Source organism: Pseudaminobacter sp. Soil_N_29, from assembly GCF_057656055.1.
This window is the reverse complement of the sequence record NZ_JBDGLC010000006.1, coordinates 210,979-233,595: the sequence shown is the minus strand read 5'-3', so window position 1 is coordinate 233,595 and position 22,617 is coordinate 210,979. Positions and strand designations below refer to the sequence as shown.

General features: G+C 65.2%; 22 protein-coding genes and 1 pseudogene. 8 read left to right on the top strand and 15 right to left on the bottom strand.

Annotated features, from left to right (window positions below):
- Positions 1-8: 8 nt before the first annotated feature.
- Both AC3A4H_RS15650 and AC3A4H_RS15645 read left to right on the top strand, forming a co-directional pair.
- A pseudogene (locus tag AC3A4H_RS15650) lies at positions 9-911 on the top strand (YifB family Mg chelatase-like AAA ATPase); the annotation flags it as partial.
- A 232-nt stretch (positions 912-1,143) separates the two neighbouring features.
- Positions 1,144-1,902 carry an SDR family oxidoreductase gene (locus AC3A4H_RS15645; protein ID WP_487767501.1) on the top strand — a complete coding sequence of 253 codons (759 nt, stop codon included), beginning with the start codon at positions 1,144-1,146 and terminating at the stop codon, positions 1,900-1,902.
- Between the two features lie 138 nt (positions 1,903-2,040).
- Here AC3A4H_RS15645 and AC3A4H_RS15640 read toward each other — a convergent pair whose 3' ends face one another.
- The 8 genes from AC3A4H_RS15640 to dnaK all read right to left on the bottom strand — a co-directional run bounded on the left by AC3A4H_RS15640 (position 2,041) and on the right by dnaK (position 10,068).
- Positions 2,041-2,661 (bottom strand): transglutaminase-like cysteine peptidase, encoded by a 621-nt coding sequence (locus AC3A4H_RS15640; protein ID WP_487767500.1) that lies wholly within the window; start codon positions 2,659-2,661, stop codon positions 2,041-2,043.
- Between the two features lie 182 nt (positions 2,662-2,843).
- Complete coding sequence (locus AC3A4H_RS15635) at positions 2,844-4,118, bottom strand: polyhydroxyalkanoate depolymerase (RefSeq protein ID WP_487767499.1); 1,275 nt, start codon at positions 4,116-4,118, stop codon at positions 2,844-2,846.
- Between the two features lie 245 nt (positions 4,119-4,363).
- Complete coding sequence (locus AC3A4H_RS15630) at positions 4,364-4,651, bottom strand: DUF1330 domain-containing protein (protein WP_487767498.1); 288 nt, start codon at positions 4,649-4,651, stop codon at positions 4,364-4,366.
- A 76-nt stretch (positions 4,652-4,727) separates the two neighbouring features.
- Positions 4,728-5,423 carry an orotidine-5'-phosphate decarboxylase gene (gene pyrF / locus AC3A4H_RS15625; RefSeq protein ID WP_487767497.1) on the bottom strand — a complete coding sequence of 232 codons (696 nt, stop codon included), beginning with the start codon at positions 5,421-5,423 and terminating at the stop codon, positions 4,728-4,730.
- Entirely contained in the window at positions 5,423-6,013 is a 591-nt protein-coding gene (locus AC3A4H_RS15620) for an NADPH-dependent FMN reductase (protein ID WP_487767496.1), read from the bottom strand. Before AC3A4H_RS15620 ends, pyrF begins: the two co-directional genes overlap by 1 nt.
- 67 nt (positions 6,014-6,080) lie before the next feature.
- A complete protein-coding gene (gene pmtA, locus AC3A4H_RS15615; protein ID WP_348778816.1) occupies positions 6,081-6,689 on the bottom strand; it encodes a phospholipid N-methyltransferase PmtA in 609 nt (202 codons plus the stop codon).
- 142 nt (positions 6,690-6,831) lie between these two features.
- Positions 6,832-7,953, bottom strand: coding sequence for a molecular chaperone DnaJ (dnaJ, locus tag AC3A4H_RS15610; protein WP_487767495.1), 1,122 nt, complete (start codon positions 7,951-7,953; stop codon positions 6,832-6,834).
- A gap of 195 nt (positions 7,954-8,148) precedes the next feature.
- Positions 8,149-10,068 (bottom strand): molecular chaperone DnaK, encoded by a 1,920-nt coding sequence (gene dnaK / locus AC3A4H_RS15605; protein ID WP_487767494.1) that lies wholly within the window; start codon positions 10,066-10,068, stop codon positions 8,149-8,151.
- A gap of 216 nt (positions 10,069-10,284) precedes the next feature.
- Between dnaK and AC3A4H_RS15600 the strand changes: the two genes are divergently transcribed.
- On the top strand, positions 10,285-11,385 hold the full coding sequence (locus AC3A4H_RS15600; RefSeq protein ID WP_487767493.1) for a zinc metalloprotease HtpX: 1,101 nt from the start codon (positions 10,285-10,287) through the stop codon (positions 11,383-11,385).
- On the opposite strand, the gene AC3A4H_RS15595 is transcribed toward AC3A4H_RS15600, so the two are convergent.
- From AC3A4H_RS15595 to infC, 7 genes are all read right to left on the bottom strand, one after another.
- Positions 11,386-12,372, bottom strand: coding sequence for a Gfo/Idh/MocA family protein (locus AC3A4H_RS15595; protein WP_487767492.1), 987 nt, complete (start codon positions 12,370-12,372; stop codon positions 11,386-11,388). It lies immediately after the preceding gene.
- Between the two features lie 109 nt (positions 12,373-12,481).
- A complete protein-coding gene (gene pheT / locus AC3A4H_RS15590; RefSeq protein WP_487767491.1) occupies positions 12,482-14,887 on the bottom strand; it encodes a phenylalanine--tRNA ligase subunit beta in 2,406 nt (801 codons plus the stop codon).
- Positions 14,888-14,909: 22 nt separating this feature from the next.
- Positions 14,910-15,995: a phenylalanine--tRNA ligase subunit alpha gene (pheS, locus tag AC3A4H_RS15585; protein WP_487767490.1), complete on the bottom strand. Its 1,086-nt coding sequence runs from the start codon at positions 15,993-15,995 to the stop codon at positions 14,910-14,912.
- A gap of 147 nt (positions 15,996-16,142) precedes the next feature.
- Complete coding sequence (rplT, locus tag AC3A4H_RS15580) at positions 16,143-16,541, bottom strand: 50S ribosomal protein L20 (RefSeq protein WP_348778809.1); 399 nt, start codon at positions 16,539-16,541, stop codon at positions 16,143-16,145.
- Positions 16,542-16,573: 32 nt separating this feature from the next.
- Positions 16,574-16,777, bottom strand: coding sequence for a 50S ribosomal protein L35 (gene rpmI / locus AC3A4H_RS15575; protein ID WP_348778808.1), 204 nt, complete (start codon positions 16,775-16,777; stop codon positions 16,574-16,576).
- A gap of 167 nt (positions 16,778-16,944) precedes the next feature.
- A complete protein-coding gene (locus AC3A4H_RS15570; RefSeq protein WP_487767489.1) occupies positions 16,945-17,562 on the bottom strand; it encodes a methyltransferase family protein in 618 nt (205 codons plus the stop codon).
- A 124-nt stretch (positions 17,563-17,686) separates the two neighbouring features.
- Positions 17,687-18,223 carry a translation initiation factor IF-3 gene (gene infC, locus AC3A4H_RS15565; protein ID WP_348779206.1) on the bottom strand — a complete coding sequence of 179 codons (537 nt, stop codon included), beginning with the start codon at positions 18,221-18,223 and terminating at the stop codon, positions 17,687-17,689.
- 199 nt (positions 18,224-18,422) lie between these two features.
- Between infC and AC3A4H_RS15560 the strand changes: the two genes are divergently transcribed.
- From AC3A4H_RS15560 to AC3A4H_RS15540, 5 genes are all read left to right on the top strand, one after another.
- Entirely contained in the window at positions 18,423-19,196 is a 774-nt protein-coding gene (locus AC3A4H_RS15560) for an alpha/beta hydrolase (protein ID WP_487767488.1), read from the top strand.
- 3 nt (positions 19,197-19,199) lie between these two features.
- A complete protein-coding gene (locus AC3A4H_RS15555; RefSeq protein ID WP_487767487.1) occupies positions 19,200-20,357 on the top strand; it encodes a benzoate/H(+) symporter BenE family transporter in 1,158 nt (385 codons plus the stop codon).
- Positions 20,358-20,467: 110 nt separating this feature from the next.
- Positions 20,468-20,908, top strand: coding sequence for a DUF2852 domain-containing protein (locus AC3A4H_RS15550; RefSeq protein ID WP_348778804.1), 441 nt, complete (start codon positions 20,468-20,470; stop codon positions 20,906-20,908).
- Positions 20,909-21,046: 138 nt separating this feature from the next.
- Entirely contained in the window at positions 21,047-21,805 is a 759-nt protein-coding gene (locus AC3A4H_RS15545; RefSeq protein ID WP_487767486.1) for a M48 family metallopeptidase, read from the top strand.
- A gap of 79 nt (positions 21,806-21,884) precedes the next feature.
- Entirely contained in the window at positions 21,885-22,544 is a 660-nt protein-coding gene (locus tag AC3A4H_RS15540; protein ID WP_487767606.1) for a phosphoribosylanthranilate isomerase, read from the top strand.
- The last annotated feature ends 73 nt before the right edge of the window (positions 22,545-22,617 follow it).

Sequence of the window (22,617 nt, the reverse complement as noted above, 5' to 3'; positions counted from 1 at the left end):
TAATGTAACATTACTTGTTGATGGTCGGGCCGCCCGGCTCGGGAAAATCCATGCTGGCGCAGCGCTTGCCCTCCATCCTGCCGCCGCTCTCTCCGAAGGAACTGCTGGAAGTGTCGATGATTGCCTCGATGGCCGGCGAGCTGGCCGACGGCAAGCTGACCGACCGTCGGCCGTTCCGCGCGCCGCATCATTCGGCCTCCATGGCGGCCATGGTCGGCGGCGGCTTGCGGGTGAAGCCGGGCGAAGTCTCGCTGGCGCATAACGGCGTGCTGTTTCTCGACGAACTGCCCGAGTTTACGCCGCAGGTGCTGGATTCGCTGCGCCAGCCGCTCGAGACCGGCGAATGCGTGATTGCGCGCGCCAACCACCGCGTCGCCTATCCGGCCCGCATCCAGCTGGTGGCGGCGATGAACCCGTGCCGCTGCGGCATGGCCGGCGAGCCCGGCTATCGCTGCGCGCGCGGGGCCCGCTGCCAGGCCGACTACCAGGCGCGCATTTCGGGCCCGCTGCTCGACCGCATCGACCTGCGCATCGAGGTGCCGGCGGTTTCGGCCAGCGACCTGATCCGGCAGGGCGCGGCCGAGGCAAGTGCCGCCGTGGCGGCGCGGGTGGGGATGGCCCGCGGCATACAACAGGAACGGTTCGCGCGCATCGGCGCCACTGCGGGACAGACCAACGCGCACTGCCCCACCGCGCTCATCGAGGAGATCGCCGCGCCCGACGCTGCCGGCCTGTCGCTGCTGCGCGACGCCAGCGAGAAACTCGGCTTCTCGGCACGCGCCTACCACCGGGTGCTGAAGGTGGCGCGCACGCTGGCCGACCTCGACGGCAGCGACGCGGTGGGTCGCATCCACCTGGCCGAGGCGATTTCCTACCGGGTGGCCGGCGAGCGCATGGTGCAGGCGGCATAGGGGGCGAGATCTCCGGCGACGCCAATCCGACGACGTGTCCGCCTCTCCTCCTGCAAGGGCCGTCGACGGTGGGAAGCGGCCGAACCGCAATTTGCCGTAGCCGCGCAGGGCTTGGGGCAAAAGCTGCCTTTGGCCTTTCAACGCTGCATGCCGCCGGTTGCATAAATCGGGTGGCCGCGCCCTCTGCCGCGCCGCTAGACAGCCATGACGCAATGATCAGGAGAGACACGTCGTGGAACTGGAAAGCAAGACTATCATCGTCACCGGCGCGAGCAGTGGGATCGGCGCAGCGGCGGCTCGGCTGTTCGCGTCCGAAGGGGCCAATGTGGTTCTCGGCGCGCGCCGATCCGGGGAGCTTGAGGCCCTCGCGCAAACGGTCAATCAAGCCGGTGGCAGCGCTGTGCTTTTGGCCGGCGACGTAAAGGATGAGGGCTACGCCGATGCTCTTGTCGACCTTGCGATAAAGGAGTTCGGCAGGCTGGACGGTGCATTCAACAATGTCGGCATCGTGGGCGAGCTGCAGCCTGTCCCGGATATGAGCATCGGCAACTGGACCGATGTGATTTCGGTCAATCTGACCGGTGCCTTCCTGGCCGCTAAGGCGCAAATTCCTGCGATGAAGGCGCGCGGTCGAGGTTCGATCGTCTTTACCTCGTCATTTGTAGGTTTCAGCAACGGCGGCATGCCGGGCATGGGAGCCTATGCGGCATCCAAGGCGGGATTGATCGGCTTGACCCAGTCGCTGGCATCGGACCATGCCCGCGAGGGTATACGCGTCAATGCGCTACTGCCGGGTGGTACGATCACGCCAAGCGGAGGTGAAGGGAATCCGGCCGCTTTGGAGTTCATTGCCGGCTTGCATCCCATGAAGCGGATGGCGAGTCCCAAGGAGATTGCGCAGGCAGCCTTGTTCCTCCTTTCTGATCGATCCAGCTTCATGACCGGGAGTCCGATGATCGCAGATGGCGGAATGTCGGTTCGGCTGACATGACAACCACACGGACGTCCTCCGAATTTGACATGACCGCCGTTCGGAGGGCGGCGTAGACGGAGCATGATGCCGTTGCCTGTGGCGGCAACCCGTCTCTGGCGACGTGCGGGAGGGTCGAGGACGACCGCGCCCTCCCCGCTACCGCACGGAGCCGACCAGCGGAGCCTGGCCTTCGCGGATGGTGACCCAGTGCCCGGTGTGATTGCTGGCCTGGCGCTTCAGGAAACGATAGCCGGTGTCGTCCCACGGCAGCACGGCATCCGTCAGGTTGTCGAGGATAAAATCGCCCTGGTCGGTGCGGACGGTCAGCACGGCATGGCCTTCGCCATCCGACTTGCGCACCACGGTGATCAGCAGATTGGAAGGCGAGACGCCGTTTTGCATCAGCATGCGGCGCTTTTCGAGCACATAGTCCTCGCAGTCGCCGACGGAATTGTCGGGATAGGCCCAGACCTCTTCCTTGCCGTAGATTTCCAGGTCGCTCATCGGCGTGATGGCGTGGTTGACGCTGACATTCAGCGAGACGAGCAGTTTCCACAACGCGCCGGTCAGTTCGGCCGGTGCGGTGTCACGCGAGCGGATGCTGCATTCGTCCGGATTGGCCTTGCAGAATTCGTAATGCCCGATGGGTTGCGAGGTCAGGCCGCCGGTGGCCATGGGCGCAGCCCAGGCGTGGCCGCCGCACCAGCCGCCCACCACCAGCCCGCTCAAAACCGCCGCACGCCGCAACGTGCGCCACGCCATTGGAAAGGAGTTCATACCCCCGGCCCCGCCTGCCCTTCATTGTTAACAAAACGTTAAGGGCCGGGTGCGAGCGATGTCAATTAACGGCGGCAGCTGTTTGTGGGGATGGTTAACGAGGCCGGGGCAGCGCGACGATTCTGCAACAGCTTCCGCAGGCGTCATGCAATGGCGACCGCGACACGCAGGAAGCGCGGCGGCTAGGCCTTTGTGCGGACCAGCCGGGGCTTGGGGCGGGGTTGCTGCCGGCGCGCGTTGCGGGCCATGAAGTCGAGGATGCGCGGCGCGATCTCGGCCCGGAAGCGCGAGCCGTTGAACACGCCATAGTGCCCGACCTTGGGCTGCATGTAGTGCTGGCGCATGTTGTCGGGGATGTTCACGCACAGGTCGTGCGCGGCCTGGGTCTGGCCGATGCCCGAAATGTCGTCGTTCTCGCCTTCGACGGTCAGCAGCGCCACGTTGCGGATGGCGGCCGGGTCGACCGGGTTTCCGCGATGCATCATCCGGCCCGTGGGAAGCAGGTGGCGCACGAAGACGGTGTCTACGGTCTCGAGATAGAACTCGGCCGTCAGGTCCATCACCGCCAGATATTCGTCATAGAAGTCGCGGTGCTTGTCGGCCCCGTCGCCGTCGTTCTTCACCAGATGCATGAAGAAGTCCTTGTGGGCGATGAGGTGCCGGTCGAGATTCATGCCCATGAAGCCGGAGAGCTGCAGGAAGCCGGGATAGACGTCGCGCGCGAAGCCGGGCGCCGGCCAGGGAACCTGCATGACGACATTGTCGCGGAACCAGTCGGTGCCCTTTTCCCCGGCCAGCAAGTTGACGGCCGTGGGGTTGCGCCTCGTGTCGATGGGGCCGCCCATCAGCGTCATGCTGGCCGGAGCGAAGGCGTCGCCGCGCGCTTCCATCAGCGCCACGGCCGCCAGCACCGGCACCGAAGGCTGGCACACCGCCATGACGTGGGTGTCCGGTCCCAGCGCGTGCAGCATGTCGATGACATAGTCGACATAGTCGTCGAGATCGAACCGGCCTTGCGAGAGCGGCACCATGCGCGCATCCGCCCAGTCGGTGATGTAGACCTCGGCATGCGGCAGCATCGCTTCCACCGTGCCGCGCAGCAGGGTGGCGTAGTGCCCCGACATCGGCGCCACGATCAGCAGCTTGGGGTCGGGGCGGCGTGCGGCAGGCAGATCGCGCTCGAAATGCAAGAGGTTGCAGAAGGGCCGCGACCACACGACCTTCTCCTCCACCGCCACGACGCTGCCGTCGACCGTGGGGTGCGGCAGCGCGAAGGCCGGCTTGCCATAGCGGCGCGTGGTGCGCTCGAACAGTTCGGCCGCGGCCGCGACCGAACGCCCCCATGGCGTGGTGGATAGCGGATTGAGCGGGTTCGAGCAGAACAACTTGACCGCGTCGGCATAGGCCCGGACGGGCTGCAGCGCGGCGTGATTCATTTCGTAGAGTTGGTAGAACATCGAAACCCTTACCCGGCGGCGGCAGACTGCACCGGCCGAAAGCCCGCTTCGCTACGCAGCAAAATTAGCGGAGATTTGCTGCGGCGCAATATATCACTTGGCGCGGAACATGCCCCGACTTTCGTACCGAATGTTGAAAAAATATTGTCCGCAGACGCCATAATTGGAGAAAAAAGCGATCGCGGCCCGGCGCGAGGCCGGTTTTCCGAACGGATTCGGGTGTGAAATGCGCGGCGGTCAGCCCCTCACGCGCCCTCGACCAGCACGATCTCGCCATCGGCGTATTTCTGGCGGATGGCCTTGGCGGCCTGGTATTCGGGCGAGTTGTAGCAGTCGCGCGCGGCGGCGAGCGAAGGAAACTCGATGACCACGTTGCGGGCGCGGCCGGGGCCTTCCACGGCCTCATGCGCGCCGCCTCTGGCGAGGAAATTGGCCCCGAAGCGCTCGAAGGCCGGCCTGGCGGTGGCCACATAGTCCTTATAGCCCTCCGGGTCGCGCACATCGACCCGAGCGATCCAGTATCCCTTCGCCATCAGCCTGCTCCTCCGTTCGGGCCATGTCCTCCGGCTGCCGCCGGGCCCGATCCGCTTCCCATGCCGGATACAAAAGTCAGGCGGCCGCCATCTCGTCGAGAATAGCCTGCGCCGCCGCCCGCCTGTCAACCGCACCAACGATCGGTCGCGCGACGACGAGATGGCTGGAGCCATTGCGCATTGCATCGGCCGGCGTCACCACGCGCTTCTGGTCGCCCCGCTCGGCGCCGGCGGGACGGATGCCCGGCGTAACCACCGCCAGTTCCGGGCCGACGACGCGGCGCACCGCGCCGGCTTCGGCCGCCGAGCAGACGATGCCGCCCATGCCGGCGGCCCGCGCCTGTTCGGCCCGGCGCAGCACCAGCGTCTGCGGGTCGTACTGGTAGCCGGCGTCGATCAGGTCCTGCGCATCCATGGACGTCAGCACCGTGACGCCGAGCAGGCAGAGGTCGCTGCCGCTGGCGGCTTCCACCGCCGCGCGCATGGCCTTCGGATAGGCGTGCAGGGTGAGCATGGACACGCCCATCCTGACGATGTTTTCCACGCCCTTGGCCACCGTGTTGTCGATGTCGAGCAGCTTCATGTCCAGGAAGACCTTGGTGCCGCCGCTTGCCAGCTCGCGGGCGAAATCGAGCCCGCCGGCGAAGGCGAGCTGGTAACCGATCTTGTAGAAGCAGGTCACGCCGTCGAGCTCGCGCACCACGGCTTCGGCTTCCTTAACGGTGGGCACGTCGAGGCCGACGATGAGACGGTCGCGCATCTGAGCAGGCATCAGGCTTCCACCCGCGTCGAAAGCATGCGGGCCCGTTCGATCAGGGTGCGGGCGACGAGTTCCATTCTGTGGCGCAGCTGCTCATCCTTGAATTCGCCGTTTTCGTCGAAGGCGTCCTGCGCCCGCGGCACGGAGCATTGCGGCGTGATGATCTCGACCTGGCAGTTCATCAGCACCGAGCGCAGATGGTAGAGGCCGCGCGCGCCGGCGAAATTGCCATTGGAGGAGGAGCACAGCGCCGCCACCTTGCCGGCATAGGGGTGGAAGGACACATCGCCATCCTTGCGGATGCGGCTGACCCAGTCGATGGCGTTCTTGAGCAGCGGCGGGATGGAGGAGTTGTATTCGGGGCTGGCGATGAGGAAACCGTCATGCGCGGCAATCTGGCGGCCGAGTCGCATGGCGTTTTCGGGGATGCCTTTTTCCTTCTCCAGGTCCTGGTCCATGATCGGCAGCGGATAGTCGGCGAGCGAAATGCGGGTTACTTCGGCGCCTTGCAGCGCCAGCTCGCGTTCGGCCGCATCGGCGGTCTGGCCGCTATAGGCCCCTGTGCGGATCGATCCGGCAAAGACGAGAATTCGGGCGGTCATGCGCATCTCCTGTTCGCTCCCGGTATAGGGAAACCGGCGCGCGAATCAACCGCCCGCCCGGTACGCGTCAGCCGTGGGCCACGCGGCGATAGACCCAGAGCTGGGCCGGAGGAATGTTGCGGATGACGAAGTCGAAATGCTCGACCGTGTATTCGCCGCGCCGCGCCGGCACCGGCGACAGCGGACCGTAGGTGATCTGCACAACGGGCCGGCCCAGCGGCAGGCGGTCGAGCAGGTCGTTGATGTATAGAACCCGCTTTTCGGCAGGGATGTTCAGGAGCGGCACGGCCGAAATGGCGCAATCGAACTGCTGGCCGGCATTCTCGCCCAGCGTGCGGTCAAGATCGAAGGCATCGCCCTGGATGACGTTCACACCCGGAAAGGCGCGGCGCATATGCTCGGCGAACTCACGGGAATATTCCACCGCGAAGAGCTTCTCCGGCGCCACGCCCCGGCCGAGAATGGCGCGACTGACGACACCGGTGCCCGGCCCGAGCTCGAGCACCGGCAGGCCCGAGGCGGGGTTGACCACCGAAGCCATCCTGCGGGCGGTGACGGAGCTTGTGGGAATGATGGCGCCGACTGCTTTCGGCTTGTCCATCCATCCCTTGAAGAAGCGCAATTCGTCGTCGAACTTGGTCGCGAGCGATTTGCGCAAACCAGAACCAGTTGCCATCGGCATTGTCTCCTGCGATTCGCCCCCGAACCGTCGCCTTACGTAGCGGCAGCCACCCTGCGCACGCAAGGCAAAATAGGGCCGATCGGCACGAAACCAATAGCGCGCGGCGCAGGGCCCTTCCGCGGAAAGGCCCTGGCTTTCATTCACCGAAGGATTCGAAAAAGTCCTTCATGCGGGTGAAGAACCCGCTGGATTGCGGGTGGTTCTCGGTCGACGAGAGGCGCTCGAACTCTTCCAGAAGCTCGCGCTGGCGCTTGCTGAGGTTCTGCGGCGTCTCGACCACGGTCTGGATGTAGAGGTCGCCGATTGCTGACTGGCGCAGCACCGGCATGCCCTTGCCCTTGAGGCGGAACTGGCGGCCGCTCTGCGTGCCTTCCGGCACCTTCACGCGGGTCTGCGTGCCGTCCAGCGTCGCCACCTCGAACGAGCCGCCGAGGGTGGCGGTGGTCATCGAGATCGGCACCTTGCAGTACAGATCGGCGCCGTCGCGCTGGAAGAACTCGTGCGGCTTGACCGACAGGAAGATGTAGAGGTCGCCCGGAGGGCCACCACGCAGGCCGGCCTCGCCCTCATTGGCGAGCCTGATGCGCGTGCCGTCCTCGATGCCGGACGGGATGTTGACCGAGAGCGTGCGCTCTTCGGTGACGCGGCCCTGGCCCGAGCACTTCTGGCAGGGGTCCTTGATGGTGGTGCCGCGGCCGTGGCACTGCGGGCAGGTGCGCTCGATGGAGAAGAAACCCTGGCTGGCGCGCACGCGGCCGGAACCGGAGCACATCGAGCAGGTCACCGGCTGCGTGCCCGGCTTGGCGCCCGAGCCGGAGCACTCGTCGCACGAGATGGAGGTCGGCACGCGGATCTGCGCGGTCTTGCCGGTAAACGCCTCCTCGAGCGAGATTTCCATGTTGTAGCGCAGGTCGGCGCCGCGCTCGCGGCCGGAGGAGCGGCGGCGCCCGCCGCCCATCATCTCGCCGAAAATATCCTCGAAAATGTCCGAGAAGCCGCCGGCACCGAAACCGTGGCCGCCGCCCATGCCGCCATTCTCGAATGCCGCATGGCCGAAACGATCATAGGCCGCGCGCTTCTGCGGGTCCTTCAGCGTTTCGTAGGCTTCGTTGATTTCCTTGAACTTGTGTTCGCAGGCTTCGTCACCCGGATTGCGATCGGGGTGGAACTTCATCGCCAGCTTGCGGAAGGCGCTCTTCAGCTCCTTCTCGTCGGCGCTCCTGTCGACGCCCAGAGTTTCGTAAAAATCAGCTTTCATCTTGCTCCGCGACCCGGATGTTCAATGTCTTGATGCATCTCTTCGTCCGTTACTTCGGCGCTGGCATCCGATTTAGTAAGCCTTCAGCGCCGATACCAGAGTTACAATGCTTCGCAACGTGGATTTTCCGCCGGACTTGCAAAAAGGCCCGGCAAAATCGCGCCGGGCCCCCTTGTAGCAAACGGGTCACGCCTGTCAGGCGGACTTCTTCTTGTCGTCGTCTTCGTTGATTTCCTCGAAGTCGGCGTCGACGACGTCGGCGCCATCTTTCGCGGCTGCCGCCGCTGCGTAGGCGCCGGCCGCTTCCTGCTGCTGCGCCTCGTACATGGCCTGGCCGAGCTTCATCGCGGCTTCGGCCAGCGCCTGGCTCTTGGCGTTGATCGCCTCGACGTCATCGCCCTCGGCGGCCGTCTTCAGCGCGGCGATCGCATCCGAAATCGCGGTGCGGTCGGCCTCGGAGACCTTGTCGCCATAATCCTTGAGCGACTTCTCCGACGAATGAACGAGCGACTCGGCCTGATTGCGGGCCTCGACCAGCGCGCGGCGCTGCTTGTCGGCCTCGGCATTGGCCTCGGCGTCCTTGACCATCTTCTCGATGTCGGCGTCGGACAGGCCGCCGGAGGCCTGGATGCGGATCTGGTGCTCCTTGCCGGTGCCCTTGTCCTTGGCCGAGACGTTGACGATGCCGTTGGCGTCGATGTCGAAGGTGACCTCGATCTGCGGCACGCCGCGCGGAGCCGGCGGAATGCCGACCAGGTCGAACTGGCCGAGCAGCTTGTTGTCGGCCGCCATTTCGCGCTCGCCCTGGAAGACGCGGATCGTCACAGCCGACTGCGAATCCTCGGCGGTCGAGAAGACCTGGCTCTTCTTGGTCGGGATGGTGGTGTTGCGCTCGATGAGGCGCGTGAACACGCCGCCCAGCGTCTCGATGCCCAGCGAAAGCGGGGTCACGTCGAGCAGCAGAACGTCCTTGACGTCGCCCTGCAGCACGCCGGCCTGGATGGCTGCGCCCATGGCAACGACCTCGTCCGGGTTGACGCCCTTGTGCGGCTCCTTGCCGAAGAACTGCTTCACCACTTCCTGGATCTTGGGCATGCGGGTCATGCCGCCGACCAGGACCACCTCGTCGATCTCGCCAGCCTTGAGGCCGGCATCCTTCAGCGCCGCCTTGCAGGGCTCGACGGTGCGCTGGACCAGATCGTCCACCAGCTGCTCGAACTTGGCGCGGGTGAGCTTCATGGCCAGGTGCTTCGGGCCGGTCTGATCGGCCGTGATGAAGGGCAGGTTGATTTCGGTCTGCGAAGCCGACGACAGCTCGATCTTCGCCTTTTCAGCGGCCTCCTTGAGGCGCTGCAGCGCAAGCTTGTCGCCCCGCAGGTCGATGCCCTGCTCCTTCTTGAACTCGTCGGCCAGGTACTCGACCAGGCGCATGTCGAAGTCTTCGCCGCCGAGGAAGGTGTCGCCATTGGTCGACTTCACCTCGAACACGCCGTCGCCGATCTCCAGCACGGAAATGTCGAAGGTGCCGCCGCCAAGGTCATAGACGGCGATGGTCTTGCCTTCGTTCTTGTCGAGGCCATAGGCCAGCGCGGCAGCGGTCGGCTCGTTGATGATGCGCAGAACCTCGAGGCCGGCGATGCGGCCGGCGTCCTTGGTGGCCTGGCGCTGGGCGTCGTTGAAATAGGCCGGAACGGTGATGACCGCCTTCTCGACCTTCTCGCCGAGATAGGATTCCGCCGTTTCCTTCATCTTCTGCAGGATCATCGCCGAGATCTGCGACGGCGACAGCTTCTTGCCGCCGGCCTCGACCCAGGCGTCGCCATTGTCGCCCTTGACGATGTGATAGGGCACCAGCTTCTTGTCCTTCTCGGTCACCGGGTCGTCATAGCGACGGCCGATCAGGCGCTTCACTGCAAAAATCGTGTTTTCGGGGTTCGTTACCGCCTGGCGCTTGGCCGGCTGCCCCACCAGCCGTTCATCGCCGTCCGTGAAAGCGACGATGGAAGGGGTCGTGCGCGCGCCTTCCGCATTTTCAATAACCTTGGCGTCCTTGCCGTCCATGACGGCGACGCAGGAATTCGTCGTTCCGAGGTCGATACCGATTACTTTTGCCATGTCGTTCTCTCCACTTAGCAAGCTGCCAGGACCCATCAGGCGTTCCGGCGGCAGCCCCTTGGTTCACAAGAAAATGTTCGCTGGCTTTGCCTGTACCTGCGGCAGCTCCGGCGATCTTGGGGGTATATAAGAACAGGCGTCACACTGCGCAAGCGCCCTCGAAGCCACCTCCGGCGCGGGATTGGGCAATTCGATCGACAGCACCATATGTGTTGCATGGACCGCAATTACACGCTCGACCTCGTCGCGCAGCGTCGCAAGCGCATGGCCAACATGCTGCACACTTGGCTGCTTGGCGCGGCGGCGCTGTTCCTTCTTGCCATAACGGCCTGGGCCTTCGCCGGCTCTTCGGGGCTGGTCTTTGCGCTCCTCATCGGCACCGTATCCATGGCCGCCATGCGCCGGGTCAGCCCGCAACTGGTGCTTGCCATGTACAAGGCAAGCCCCGTTTCGCCCGAAACCTTTCCGGCGGGGCTGCGTATAGTGGCCGAACTGTCGCGCCGGGCGGACCTGCCCAGCACGCCGAAGCTGCATGTGATTCCCTCGCAGATCATGAACGCCTTCGCGGTCGGCCAACGCGAGGATTCGGCCATCGCAATCACCGACGCGCTGGCGCGCAAGCTTTCCGCGCGCGAACTGGCCGGCGTGCTGGCCCACGAGATGAGCCACATCGCCAATGGGGACGTGAAGGTGATGGCCTTCGCCGACATGGTGTCGCGCTTCACCTCGGTCATGTCGACGGTGGGACTTTTTTCGCTTTTCCTCAACATCGGCGGCGCCGTCGGCGGCTCCGGCCACCACGTTCCGTGGCTCGGCGTGCTGGTCCTGATGGCTGCGCCCACCGTCGGCGGCCTGTTGCAGATGGCGCTGTCGCGCACGCGCGAGTTCGATGCCGATCTGGGCGCCGTCATGCTGACCGGAGACCCGGACGGGCTGGCTTCCGCTCTTACCAGGCTTGAAACGGCCCAGGGCCGGCGCTGGGAAAACCTGCTTCTGCCTGGCGGGCGCCTGCCCGATCCTTCGGTGCTGCGCAGCCATCCGCGCACGGAGGACCGTATTTCGCGGCTGATGGCGCTGAAGGCCGCCAACAGATCCGGTGCGCCCTTCGTACCGTTCGAGGCGCCGCGGCGCCCGCGGATCTCGACCGTTCCGCACATCCGGCCCTCGCATGGCCCCTATTTCAGCGGACCGTTCCATCCGCTCTTCGCCATGGAACAGCAGCCGGAGGCCGGCGACGCGCCTGCCAGCGACGTGCCGCTCAACCCGCCGCGGGGCCGCCCGCGCATCCGCCCGACGCGCGGCGGCGTCTATTGGTGATCAGACCTTTTCCCAGCCGTCATGCTCTCCGGCGCGGAAGATCGCGTCGATGACCTTCTGGTTGAGCACCGAATTCTCCAGCGAAAACACCGGCTCCCCGCTTCCTTGCGCCGCGCGCGCGAACGCCTCGACCTCCAGCCTGTACTGGCGCGTTCCGGGGAAACGGAACACCGTCGCCTCATTGCGCCGCTGGTCGTGCAGCTCGACGCGGTGGTGGTCGTAGTCGCCGGCATTGAACGGCGCATGCACCTCGATAAAGCCCTTTTCGCCGTGGAAGAGCATGGACTGGCGCAGCGCCATCTGCGTGGAGCAATAGAAACTCAGCTCGAAATCGCCGAAATCGGCCTTGACCGAGGAATAGATGTCGGTGCCGAAGGTCTTGTCGCGCTCGATGGTCGCCTGGATGCGCAGCGGCTCCTTTCCCGTAACCAGCCGCGTCGTCACGGTGGGATAGACGCCGATGTCGGGCAGCGCGCCGCCCCCCAGAGCAAGCTGGTTGCGCATGTTGGCCGGGTCGACATTGTAGTAGCTGAAGGCGCCCTGCACGTGCCGCAGCCGGCCGATGGCGCCATCGGCGATCAGCTCGCGCACCTTGCGCCACTGCGGGTGGTAAAACACCATGAAGGCTTCGCTGATCAGCACCTTTTGCCGGTCGCGTATTTCGATCAGCGGGGCGATGTCCTCGGCCTTCAGCGCCAGCGGCTTTTCCACCAGCACATGCTTCCCGGCCTCGGCCGCCTTCGCCGCCCATTCGACATGCTGCGAGGTGGGCAGCGGAATATAGACCCCGTCCACCGCATCCGAGGCCAGAAGCTCCTCATAGGAGCCGAAGGCATGCGGCGCGCCGAAACGGTCGGCCAGCGCACGCGCCTTGCCGGCATCGCGGCTGGCAATGGCCGCCACCACGCCGTTTTCCGCATCGGCCATCGCTGGCAGCACCTGGTCACGCGCGATCTTGGCCGTAGACAGAACTCCCCACCGAAACATTCTTCTTACTCCCCTCGCCCGTACCTGATGGCGCGAACGTAGCCAGCGGTTGGCCAAAAGAAAAGCCGGGCGCGAGGCCCGGCTTCATAAAGTGGAATGCCTGAGGAGATCAGCCGCGCAGCACGCCGCCGGTCTGCTTCTTGACGTTCTCGACGACCTTGGCCGCAAGCGCCTCGAAATCCTCGTCGGTCAGCGTGCGCTCGACCGGCTGGATCGAAACCTCGATGGCGATCGACTTCTTGCCCTCGCCGAGCGAAGCACCCTCGAACACGTCGAAGACGGAAACGCCGGTGATCAGCTTCTTGTCGGCGCTGGCGGCTGCGCGCATCAGCGTGCCGGCCTCGACCGCCTTGTCGACCACGAATGCGAAGTCGCGCTTCACCGCCTGGAAGGCCGAAAGCTCAAGCTTCGGCTTGGTGCGGGTGGGCTTGGCCTTCGGCTCGGGGATGGCGTCGACAAACACTTCGAAGCCGCAGATCGGGCCCGACACGTCGAGCGCCTCCAGCGTCCTGGGGTGGAACTCGCCGAAGGTTCCGAGCACGGTCTTGGGCCCGAGTTTGATCACACCCGAGCGGCCGGGGTGGTACCACGAGGGCGCACCCGCCTCGATCTGCAGCCTGTCCACCGGCGCGCCGCAGGCCTCGAGCGCGGCAAGCGCGTCGGCCTTGGCATCGAACACGCCGACGGCGGCGGCATTGCCGGCCCAGCTGCGGCCAGCACCTTCAAGCTTGGCCGTGCCGCGGCGCACGCCCGCGGCAACGCGGCGCTGGGCTTCCGGCGTGTCGCCCTCATAGGTGCCCGAAACCTCGAACAGCGCCACATCGCCAAGACCGCGGTCAGCGTTACGCTGGGCTGCCGCGAGCAGGCCCGGCAGCAGCGAGGGACGCATGTCGGACATGTCGGCAGCGATCGGGTTGGCAAGCTTTAGTTCCGGCTGGCCGCCGCCGAACAGCTCGGCATGCTTTGCCGGGATGAACGACCAGGTGACGGCTTCCATCATGCCGCGCACGGCGAGCGCACGCCGCGCCGCGCGGCTGCGTATCTGCAGCGTGGTCAGGATCTTGCCGTTGACCGCATCGTGGCTGGAAAGCGGCTGCGGCGCGATCTCATCGACGCCATGGATGCGCATGACTTCTTCCACCAGGTCGGCCTTGCCGTCGACATCCGGGCGCCAGGACGGCACCTCGACATCGACCACATCGCCATTGCCGAGCGGCTTGAAGCCGAGGCGCGACAGGATCGACAGGCTTTCGGCCCTGGGAACCTCGATGCCGGTCAGGCGCTTCACCTCGGACAAGGGGAACGAAACGACCTTCGGCTCGTGGCCGGCATAGCCGACAACCTCCGCCTCGGTGGGCTCGCCGCCGCACAGGTCGAGCACCATGCGCGTCGCCAGCTCCAGCCCCGGAACCATGAACTCCGGGTCGACGCCGCGCTCGAAGCGGTAGCGCGCATCGGTGATGATGCCGAGATGACGACCGGTGCGGGCGATGTTGAGCGGCTCCCACAGCGCCGACTCGATCAGCACGTCGGTGGTGTTCTCGTCGCAGCCCGAATGCTCGCCGCCCATGACGCCTGCGATCGACTCGACGCCTTCAGCATCGGCGATCACGCACATTTCCGGCGTCAGCTCATATTCGCGCCCGTCGAGCGCCAGCACCTTCTCGCCGTCCTTCGCCCGGCGCACCGTGAGGTTGCCGACGACCTTCTTCGCGTCGAACACATGCAGCGGCCGGCCGCGGTCGAAGGTCATGTAGTTGGTGATGTCGACCAGCGCGTTGATGGGGCGCAGGCCGATGGCGAGAAGCCGCTGCTGCATCCACTTCGGCGACGGCCCGTTCTTCACCCCGCGCACCAGGCGCAGCGCGAAGCCGGGGCACAGTTCCGGCGCCTCGATGGTAAGCTTCACCGGCGTCGCGCCCTTGCCTGCAACCGGCTCGACCGGCGCCGTCTTCAACGTGCCGAGGCCGGAAGCGGCGAGATCGCGAGCGATGCCGTAGACGCCTGTGGCGTCCGGCCGGTTTGGCGTCAGGTTGATCTCGATGACCGGATCGTCGAGCTTGGCGTAGGTGGCGAAGGGCGTGCCCACCGGCGCATCTTCCGGCAGCTCGATGATGCCGTTGTGCTCGTCCGACAGCTCAAGCTCGCGCTCGGAGCACATCATGCCGTGGCTCTCGACGCCGCGGATCTTGCCGATGGAGAGAGTGACGTCGATGCCGGGCACATAGGTGCCGGGCGCGGCGAAGGCGCCGATCAGGCCGGCGCGCGCATTGGGAGCGCCGCAGACGACCTGGATCGGCGCGCCTTCGCCGGTGTCCACCGAGAGCACCTGCAGCTTGTCGGCGTCGGGGTGACGCGCGGCCGTCAGAACCTTGGCGATGACGAAAGGCTTCAGGGCCGCCTTGTCGTCGACGGATTCGACTTCGAGGCCGATCGAGGTCAGGCGCTCGACGATCTCTTCGAGCGAGGCGTCGGTCTCGAGATGGTCCTTGAGCCAGGAGAGTGTGAATTTCATTTTTCTATCCCTTGCCGCTCGATCAGTTGCTCAGTCCGCCGAACAAAGTCGGCATGTCGAGCGGACGGAATCCATAGTGCGACAGCCAGCGAACGTCGGCGTCGAAGAAGGCGCGCAGGTCCGGCATGCCATATTTCAGCATGGCGATGCGGTCGATGCCCATGCCCCAGGCAAAGCCCTGATACTCGTCGGGGTCGAGACCGCCGGCGCGCAGCACGTTGGGGTGAACCATGCCGCAGCCCAAAATCTCCATCCAGTCGTTGCCCTCGCCGAAGCGCACCTCGCCCGGACGCGAGCGGTCGCACTGGATGTCGACTTCCAGGCTCGGCTCGGTGAACGGGAAGAAGCTCGGGCGGAAGCGCATCTTGACCGACGGCACCTCGAAGAAGGCCTTGCAGAACTCTTCCAGCACCCACTTCATGTTGGCGACGTTGGCAGTCTTGTCGATGACCAGCCCCTCAACCTGGTGGAACATCGGGGAATGGGTGGCGTCGCTATCCTGGCGGTAGGTCTTGCCGGGAATGACGATGCGGATCGGCGGCTTCTGCGTCTCCATGGTGCGGATCTGCACCGGCGAGGTGTGCGTGCGCAGCACCTTGCGCTCGCCCTTCTCGTCCGGGTTGAAGAAGAAGGTGTCGTGCATCTCGCGCGCCGGATGGCCTTCCGGAAAATTCAGCGCCGTGAAGTTGTAATAGTCGGTCTCGACATCCGGACCTTCGGCGATGGCGAAGCCGAGATCGCCGAAGATCGCCGCGATTTCGTCGATGACCTGGCTGATCGGGTGGATGCGGCCGCGCTCGGCCGGCGACTGGCGCACGGGCAGCGTGACGTCGACCTTCTCGGCGGCGAGGCGCGCGGCGATAGCGGCGTCCTTCAGTTCGCTCTTTCGGGCAGCCAGCGCCTCGGTGACGCGGTTCTTCATTCCGTTGATGACCGGGCCCATGGTCTGGCGCTCTTCCGGGCTCATGGCGCCGAGCGTCTTCAGCTTTTCGGAGATCGAGCCCTTCTTGCCCAGCGCGGCGACGCGCACGGCCTCGATCGCCTGCTCGTCGGAGGCCGCGGCTATTGCCTCGGTGATCGATCGTTCGAGTTGATCAATATCTGTCATCGTCGTCCCTTCGGCCGCTTGCGGCCCGTCATCCGAGGTGTCGTCCTGCCGGCCGTTTCATGCCGTTTTCATACGAAAAACCCGCGCCAGCCGTGCCAGCGCGGGTTTCCCAGTCAGTTGATGTCGAAGCTTGGGAAGCGCTGGTCTTTAAGCGACTGCGCTTTCAAAAGCGTTCGGCGTGGTGTTCTTCAGGTACTCCAGCGCCACCTTGGCCTTGCCGACGAGCACGGCGAACGCCTGCGGCTCGTGGATGGCCATGTCGGACAGGACCTTGCGGTCGATCTCGATGCCAGCCTTGTTGAGGCCGTCGATGAAGCGGCCGTAGGTCAGGCCGTGCTCGCGCACAGCGGCGTTGATGCGCTGGACCCAGAGGGCGCGGAAATTGCGCTTCCGGTTCTTGCGGTCGCGATAGGCGTACTGCAGCGACTTCTCAACCGCCTGCTTGGCGATACGGATGGTGTTCTTGCGGCGACCATAAAAGCCCTTGGCGGCTTTCATGACCTTCTTGTGCTTGGCGTGGCCGACAGTGCCTCTTTTTACGCGCATGTCATGATCTCCTTAAAACGCGTTAGCCGGGCTCAGAGGCCGTTCGGCAGAAAATTCTTGATGACCTTCTTGGCATCCGGCTCGGCGAGAACCATGGTGCCGCGGGCATCGCGAATGAACTTGTTGGTGCGCTTGATCATGCCGTGGCGCTTGCCGGCAGCAGCCGACAGGACCTTGCCAGTGGCGGTAATCTTGAACCGCTTCTTGGCGGCCGATTTGGTCTTCATCTTGGGCATTTTGCTTTCCTTTCTGCTGCGCTGGATTGCGCTTATTTCGCTTCGGGCCGACCAAAGCCCGAAAAGCAACAGGAACCGCCACGGCATGCCCTGCCGGACGGTTCTGGACGCGGCCTTATAGCGACGCGCCGGCCAAAGCGCAACCGCTGAATCGCGCGGCTACGGGATCAGAGCACGCGGAAAAGGACCGGCAGGATGCCGCTGTTCTGCAGATATTCGACGATCTCGAAGAACGGATATGCAACCAGGAAAATCAACCCGTCGGTGAAGGTGCGGTAAAGCACCTTCGGCCGCACCGAAAGCATTTCGGCATCCTTGAAGAGCCCGAAATTCGGGAGGAAGCGCGGCACCCTTTGCATGTAGCGAAGATAGACGTCGCCGAATGTATTCGTCAGATATTTTTCCTCGACCAGGATGACGTAGAGGAAGCACAGATAGGTGACCACTGCAAAGACCACCGCCACGGTCACCGAACCTGCCAAGGCGCCGACCCCCGCAGCGCCAATGGCGCTGAAGACATAAAGCGGGTTGCGCGTCACCGAATAGGGCCCGGTATCGACGATCTCGGCGGCCTTGCGGCCGCCGATATAGAGCGTGCACCAGGTCCGCCCGAGGATTGCCAACAGGATGAGTCCGAAGCCCAGGGCTTCCACATACTCATGAGCCTTGCCACTGCTGGGCAGCCTCGACTGAACGAACAGAAGGCCAAGCAGGACAACCGCGATAAGGACTGCAAGCGCCAGGCGTCGGCGGTGCTGGAAACGGCTCAGATCGTGCGGAGACATTGGGACCTGTAACATGATGTGAAAAAGGGTGCGGTCTGCCGATGGCGAAGACCGCACCCTTGCGGAAAGTTCTTGCACGGCGCGCCGCCGGCGGCGGCGCAATCATCTTGGATGCCGGCTGGCCTCAGCGCGGCGCGAGCACCATCATCATCTGGCGGCCTTCGAGCTTGGGTTCCGCCTCGACCTTGGCAATGGTCGCGACTTCCTCACGGACCCGGTTCAGCAACTGCATGCCGAGTTCCATATGCGCCATTTCGCGGCCACGGAAACGCAGCGTCAGCTTGACCTTGTCACCTTCCTCGAAGAAGCGCCGCACCGCCCTCATCTTCACCTCGTAATCGTGGCTGTCGATGTTGGGACGCATCTTGATCTCCTTGATCTCGATGGTCTTCTGATGCTTGCGGGCTTCGGCCGCTTTCTTCTGGTTTGCGTATTTCAACTTGCCGAGGTCGAGAATCTTGGCGACCGGCGGCTGAGCGTTGGGGGAAATCTCAACGAGGTCGAGACCTGCCTCTTCGGCGGCCTGCAGGGCTTCGTTGATTGAAACTTCGCCGCGATTGCTTCCGTCTGCATCGATGAGCTGGACGCGGGGTACACGGATATCGCGATTGGAGCGCGGCCCGTCCTTGGTGGGTGCCGCTGCTTTGAAAGGTCTGCGAATGGTCGTTATCTCCTCAAACCGTTGACGTTCATTGCTTGTATTGCGCCTATGTTGGTACGACGCGGAGCGAGTCAATAGCACACGGAATAGAATAAATCACCTGAATCCATGATTCGTTCGCCATCACTTTCGCCGGCAGCGCGACACTTTCCGGCGGATTCAACCTGTGCCACAACAGCTACACCGACAGGACACCGAAATGACCGACACGCCACCGCACTTCCTCGACATCGACGGCACCGCCATAGCGGTGCGCCATTCGGGCGGTAGCGAACCGGGCGTGGTGTGGCTCGGCGGCTTCCGCTCCGACATGCTGGGAACCAAGGCCGAAACCCTGAACGACTGGGCGCAGCGCAGCGGCCGCGCCTTCCTGCGGCACGACTATTCCGGCCATGGCGAGTCGGGCGGCGAATTCGCCGACGGCACGATCTCGAAATGGCTCACTGAGAGCCTTGCCGTATTCCGGCACTTCACCAAGGGCCGACAGATACTGGTCGGCTCCTCCATGGGCGCGTGGATCGCGCTGCGCATGGCGCAGGAATTGCGCAAGGCCGGCGAAGGCGAGCGCGTGGCCGGGCTGGTGCTGCTGGCACCCGCGCCCGATTTCACCAGCGAGCTCGTGGAACCCAAGCTGAGCGATGCCCAGAAGCGCGATCTGGCCGAAAAGGGCTTCTTCGACGTGCCCTCCGAATACTCGCCGGAAAACTACATCTATACGCGCGCGCTGATCGAGGACGGTCGGCTGAACCGGGTGATGGACCGCCCCATCGACACGCATTGCCCGGTGCATGTGCTGCAGGGCCTCGCCGACCCGGACGTGCCCCACACCCACGCGCTGAAGCTGGTGGGCCTGCTGCCCGCCGACGATGTCACGCTCTCGCTCATCCCCGATGGCGACCACCGCCTGTCGCGGCCGCAGGACCTCGATATGCTGATCCGCGCCGTCGAAGCCGTCAGCGAGCAGTCGAGGTAGGCGATGCGTCTTTCGGTTCCCGTCTCGGCCTTCGTTGCGGCCATCGTCGGCTTCGGCGGCACGCTGGCCGTCATCATCGCGGCCGCCGAGGCGGTCGGCGCGAGCCGGGCGGAAACCGCAAGCTGGGTGACCGCGATCTGTCTCGCCATGGCGTTGGAAACCGCCTGGCTGAGCTGGCGCACCAAGATGCCGGTCATCACCGCCTGGTCGACGCCAGGGGCGGCACTGGTAGCGGCAAGCTCGGGCTTCACCATGAACGAGGCCGTGGGCGCCTTCATCGTGGCGGCGCTGCTTTTGATCGTCACCGGCTTGTTCAAGCCGCTGACCAGGCTGATCGCCAGGATCCCGGCCTCGGTGGCGTCGGGCATGCTGGCCGGCATCGTCGTCACTTTCGCCATCAATGCGGCCAAGGCCGTCCCGGTCGATCCGGTTCTGATCCTGCCGCTGGTTGCGGCCTTCTTCGTGATCCGTCTGTTCAACCCGGCGCTGTCGGTGCTGGCGGTGCTGGTGGGTGGCGGCGCTCTCGCCTTCCTGACCGGGCGCGTGGGCGGGCTCCCCACGCCGGAACTCTCGACGCTGACCCTGATCACCCCGACCTTCTCCACCGCCGCCGTCATCGGGCTTGCGGTGCCGCTCTACCTCGTCACAATGGCCTCGCAGAACCTGTCCGGGCTGGCCGTGCTGCGGGCGGCCGGCTACCACCCCGAGCCGGGGCCGCTGATCTCGGTGACCGGCCTCTTCTCGCTGCTCTCCGCCCCGTTCGGCGCGCTGACCACCAACCTGGCCGCGATCTCGGCGGCCATCTGCACCGGGCCCGACGCCCACCCAGACCCGGCCGAGCGCTGGAAGACCGGGCCGTTCTATACGCTCGCCTATCTCGTCTTCGCGCTCTTCGGTGCCTCGCTGGTGGCGGTCTTCGCCGTGCTGCCGCAGAGCCTGATCGTGCTGGTGGCGGGCCTGGCTCTGATGGCGCCGCTGGCCAATGCGCTGACGATCGCGCTGAAGGACGAGCGCGAGCGCATGGCGGCCACCACGGCCTTCGCCGTCACCGCATCGGGGCTGACGATATTCGGCATCGGCGCCGCCTTCTGGGGGCTGGTGGCCGGACTGACGGTGCTGGCGCTGGACGCCATCAGGATTCTCGAAAAACGCACGTCCTGACAGGGGCTTGTCCGGTTTTCGCCAAAACCGTCTTGAACCGGGGTTTTGCCGTTCCCATTTCGATCTGGAGCAGCCGGCGTGGCTGCCTCGAACCGAAGGAACCGGAAAACATGAGCACGACTGCACTGATCCGCCCGGCCTGGACGCCGGCGACCATTGCCTTGATGGTGATCGGCTTCATGGTGTTCTGGCCGCTTGGCCTCGCCATGCTTGCCTATATCATCTGGGGCGACCGGCTTGACGGCTTCAAGCGCGACGTCAACCGGGCGACGGACGGCATCTTCGCCGGCTGCCGCAAGGCTTCCTACAGGGCGCATTCGGGGACCGGCAACGTGGCCTTCGACGACTGGCGCGAAAAGGAACTCGAGCGCCTTGCCGAGGAGCGCCGCAAGCTCGACGAGACGCTGACCGAATTCGACGACTACATGCGCGAGCTGCGCCGCGCCAAGGACCAGGAAGAGTTCGACCGCTTCATGGCCAACCGCAACAGATCGAAGCCGACGGCAAGCGCTCGCGGCGGGCCCGATGCCGGCCCGAGCGACGAAGCCTGAAATCATCCCGCCCGAACTCGCGGCGCCGCCCCAGCGGCGCCGTTTTTCTTTGCACTGACCCCGTTGCGCCCCCTGCAAAGCCGGGGATTTTGGGCGCACGAGCATCATGTTCGGCGCCGAATCACTTATTGTTGCCACATGCCGTTCGGTTTCCTGAAAAAATCGCAGCCTCCGGCGCCCAATCCGGTGCAGCAGCGCGAGCACACCGTGTCGGGCCGCACCCTGCCGTTGCGCATCGTCGAGAGCGACCGCGCCACGCGGCTGACGCTGCGCATCGACGCGGGCGGGCGCGGCCTGCGCATCACCGTGCCGCCGGGCCTGGCCCGCGGCGAGGTCGACCGTTTCCTCAACCGTCATCAGGGCTGGCTGGAGCAGCGGCTGGCCAATGTACCGGACCGGCCGCAGGTGCGCCCCGGCATCAAGGTGCCGATCCGCGGCGTGCCGCACCTCATCGTGCACGAGGCGGAAAAACGCGGCACCACACGGATAGGCGGCGACGCCGGCGGGCCGACCCTGACCGTTCATGGCGAGGCGCTGCACCTGCCGCGCCGGGTGGCCGATTTCCTCAAGCGCGAGGCCAAGCGCGACATCGAGGCGCTGGTGGAGAAGCACTGCACGACAGTCGGCCGGCGCGCCAAGGCGATCCGCTTTCGCGACACGTCGAGCCGCTGGGGCTCCTGCACCTCGGACGGGGCCCTGTCGTTCTCCTGGCGCATCATGATGGCGCCGCCGCCGGTGATAAACTATCTCGTCGCTCACGAGGTGGCGCATTTGCGCGAGATGAACCACGGCCCGCGCTTCTGGCAGCTCTGCGAGGAACTTTGCCCCGACACCGAGCGCTGCAAGGCATGGCTGAAGCGCAACGGCACCGCCCTTCAGGCAATCGTGTTCGAATAGGGCGGCCGTTTTCGGCTTGTCTGCCGATCCGCGCACGCTTTTCCTCGACACCGCCACCATTTCGTGGCACTCCCCCCGCATGGCACTCGACATCAAAATCTGCGGCCTGAAGACGCCGGAAGCGGTGGCGGCGGTGCTGGCGGGCGGCGCCAGCCATATCGGCTTCATCTTCTTCGCCAAGAGCCCGCGCCACGTCACCCCACAGGAGGCGGCGCCCCTGCGCCAGGCAGCCAAGGGCCACGCCAGGGCGGTGGCCGTCACGGTGGACGCCGACGATGCGATGCTCGATGAGATTGTCGCCGCGATGGCGCCCGACATGCTGCAGCTGCACGGCAAGGAAACGCCGGAGCGGGTGACGGCGGTGAAGCAGCGCTACGGCCTGCCGGTGATAAAGGCTTTTGCCGTGCGCGAGGCCGCCGATCTGGCGGCGGTCGAGCCCTATCGCGGCCTTGCCGACCGCTTCCTGTTCGACGCCAAGCCGCCGGCGGGCTCCGAGCTTCCGGGCGGCAATGGCGTGTCCTTCGACTGGCGCCTGCTGGCAGGCCTTGACGCTGAACTCGATTACATGCTTTCGGGTGGTCTCAACGCCGCCAATGTCGGCGACGCCATCAGGCTTGCCAATCCGCCCGCCATCGACATCTCGTCCGGCGTGGAAAGCGCGCCCGGCGTCAAGGACGTGGCGCTGATCGAGAATTTCTTCCGGGCCGTGCGGGCGGCAACCGACACCTGCGCCGCCTGACCCCATCAAGGGCATGTGCGGCGGCGGAAAAGATTCCGGCAAGGCGTGCTCGAACAAAGACTTAGGAGATCGG

What these genes read in the sequence shown, in the direction of transcription:
- AC3A4H_RS15640 (WP_487767500.1), bottom strand. Translation starts at nt 2,661, where the DNA reads ATGAACTCCTTTCCAATGGCGTGGCGCACGTTGCGGCGTGCGGCGGTT.
- AC3A4H_RS15635 (WP_487767499.1), bottom strand. Translation starts at nt 4,118, where the DNA reads ATGTTCTACCAACTCTACGAAATGAATCACGCCGCGCTGCAGCCCGTC.
- AC3A4H_RS15630 (WP_487767498.1), bottom strand. Translation starts at nt 4,651, where the DNA reads ATGGCGAAGGGATACTGGATCGCTCGGGTCGATGTGCGCGACCCGGAG.
- pyrF (WP_487767497.1), bottom strand. Translation starts at nt 5,423, where the DNA reads ATGCCTGCTCAGATGCGCGACCGTCTCATCGTCGGCCTCGACGTGCCC.
- AC3A4H_RS15620 (WP_487767496.1), bottom strand. Translation starts at nt 6,013, where the DNA reads ATGACCGCCCGAATTCTCGTCTTTGCCGGATCGATCCGCACAGGGGCC.
- pmtA (WP_348778816.1), bottom strand. Translation starts at nt 6,689, where the DNA reads ATGGCAACTGGTTCTGGTTTGCGCAAATCGCTCGCGACCAAGTTCGAC.
- dnaJ (WP_487767495.1), bottom strand. Translation starts at nt 7,953, where the DNA reads ATGAAAGCTGATTTTTACGAAACTCTGGGCGTCGACAGGAGCGCCGAC.
- dnaK (WP_487767494.1), bottom strand. Translation starts at nt 10,068, where the DNA reads ATGGCAAAAGTAATCGGTATCGACCTCGGAACGACGAATTCCTGCGTC.
- AC3A4H_RS15600 (WP_487767493.1), top strand. Translation starts at nt 10,285, where the DNA reads ATGGACCGCAATTACACGCTCGACCTCGTCGCGCAGCGTCGCAAGCGC.
- AC3A4H_RS15595 (WP_487767492.1), bottom strand. Translation starts at nt 12,372, where the DNA reads ATGTTTCGGTGGGGAGTTCTGTCTACGGCCAAGATCGCGCGTGACCAG.
- pheT (WP_487767491.1), bottom strand. Translation starts at nt 14,887, where the DNA reads ATGAAATTCACACTCTCCTGGCTCAAGGACCATCTCGAGACCGACGCC.
- pheS (WP_487767490.1), bottom strand. Translation starts at nt 15,995, where the DNA reads ATGACAGATATTGATCAACTCGAACGATCGATCACCGAGGCAATAGCC.
- rplT (WP_348778809.1), bottom strand. Translation starts at nt 16,541, where the DNA reads ATGCGCGTAAAAAGAGGCACTGTCGGCCACGCCAAGCACAAGAAGGTC.
- rpmI (WP_348778808.1), bottom strand. Translation starts at nt 16,777, where the DNA reads ATGCCCAAGATGAAGACCAAATCGGCCGCCAAGAAGCGGTTCAAGATT.
- AC3A4H_RS15570 (WP_487767489.1), bottom strand. Translation starts at nt 17,562, where the DNA reads ATGTCTCCGCACGATCTGAGCCGTTTCCAGCACCGCCGACGCCTGGCG.
- AC3A4H_RS15560 (WP_487767488.1), top strand. Translation starts at nt 18,423, where the DNA reads ATGACCGACACGCCACCGCACTTCCTCGACATCGACGGCACCGCCATA.
- AC3A4H_RS15555 (WP_487767487.1), top strand. Translation starts at nt 19,200, where the DNA reads ATGCGTCTTTCGGTTCCCGTCTCGGCCTTCGTTGCGGCCATCGTCGGC.
- AC3A4H_RS15550 (WP_348778804.1), top strand. Translation starts at nt 20,468, where the DNA reads ATGAGCACGACTGCACTGATCCGCCCGGCCTGGACGCCGGCGACCATT.
- AC3A4H_RS15545 (WP_487767486.1), top strand. Translation starts at nt 21,047, where the DNA reads ATGCCGTTCGGTTTCCTGAAAAAATCGCAGCCTCCGGCGCCCAATCCG.
- AC3A4H_RS15540 (WP_487767606.1), top strand. Translation starts at nt 21,885, where the DNA reads ATGGCACTCGACATCAAAATCTGCGGCCTGAAGACGCCGGAAGCGGTG.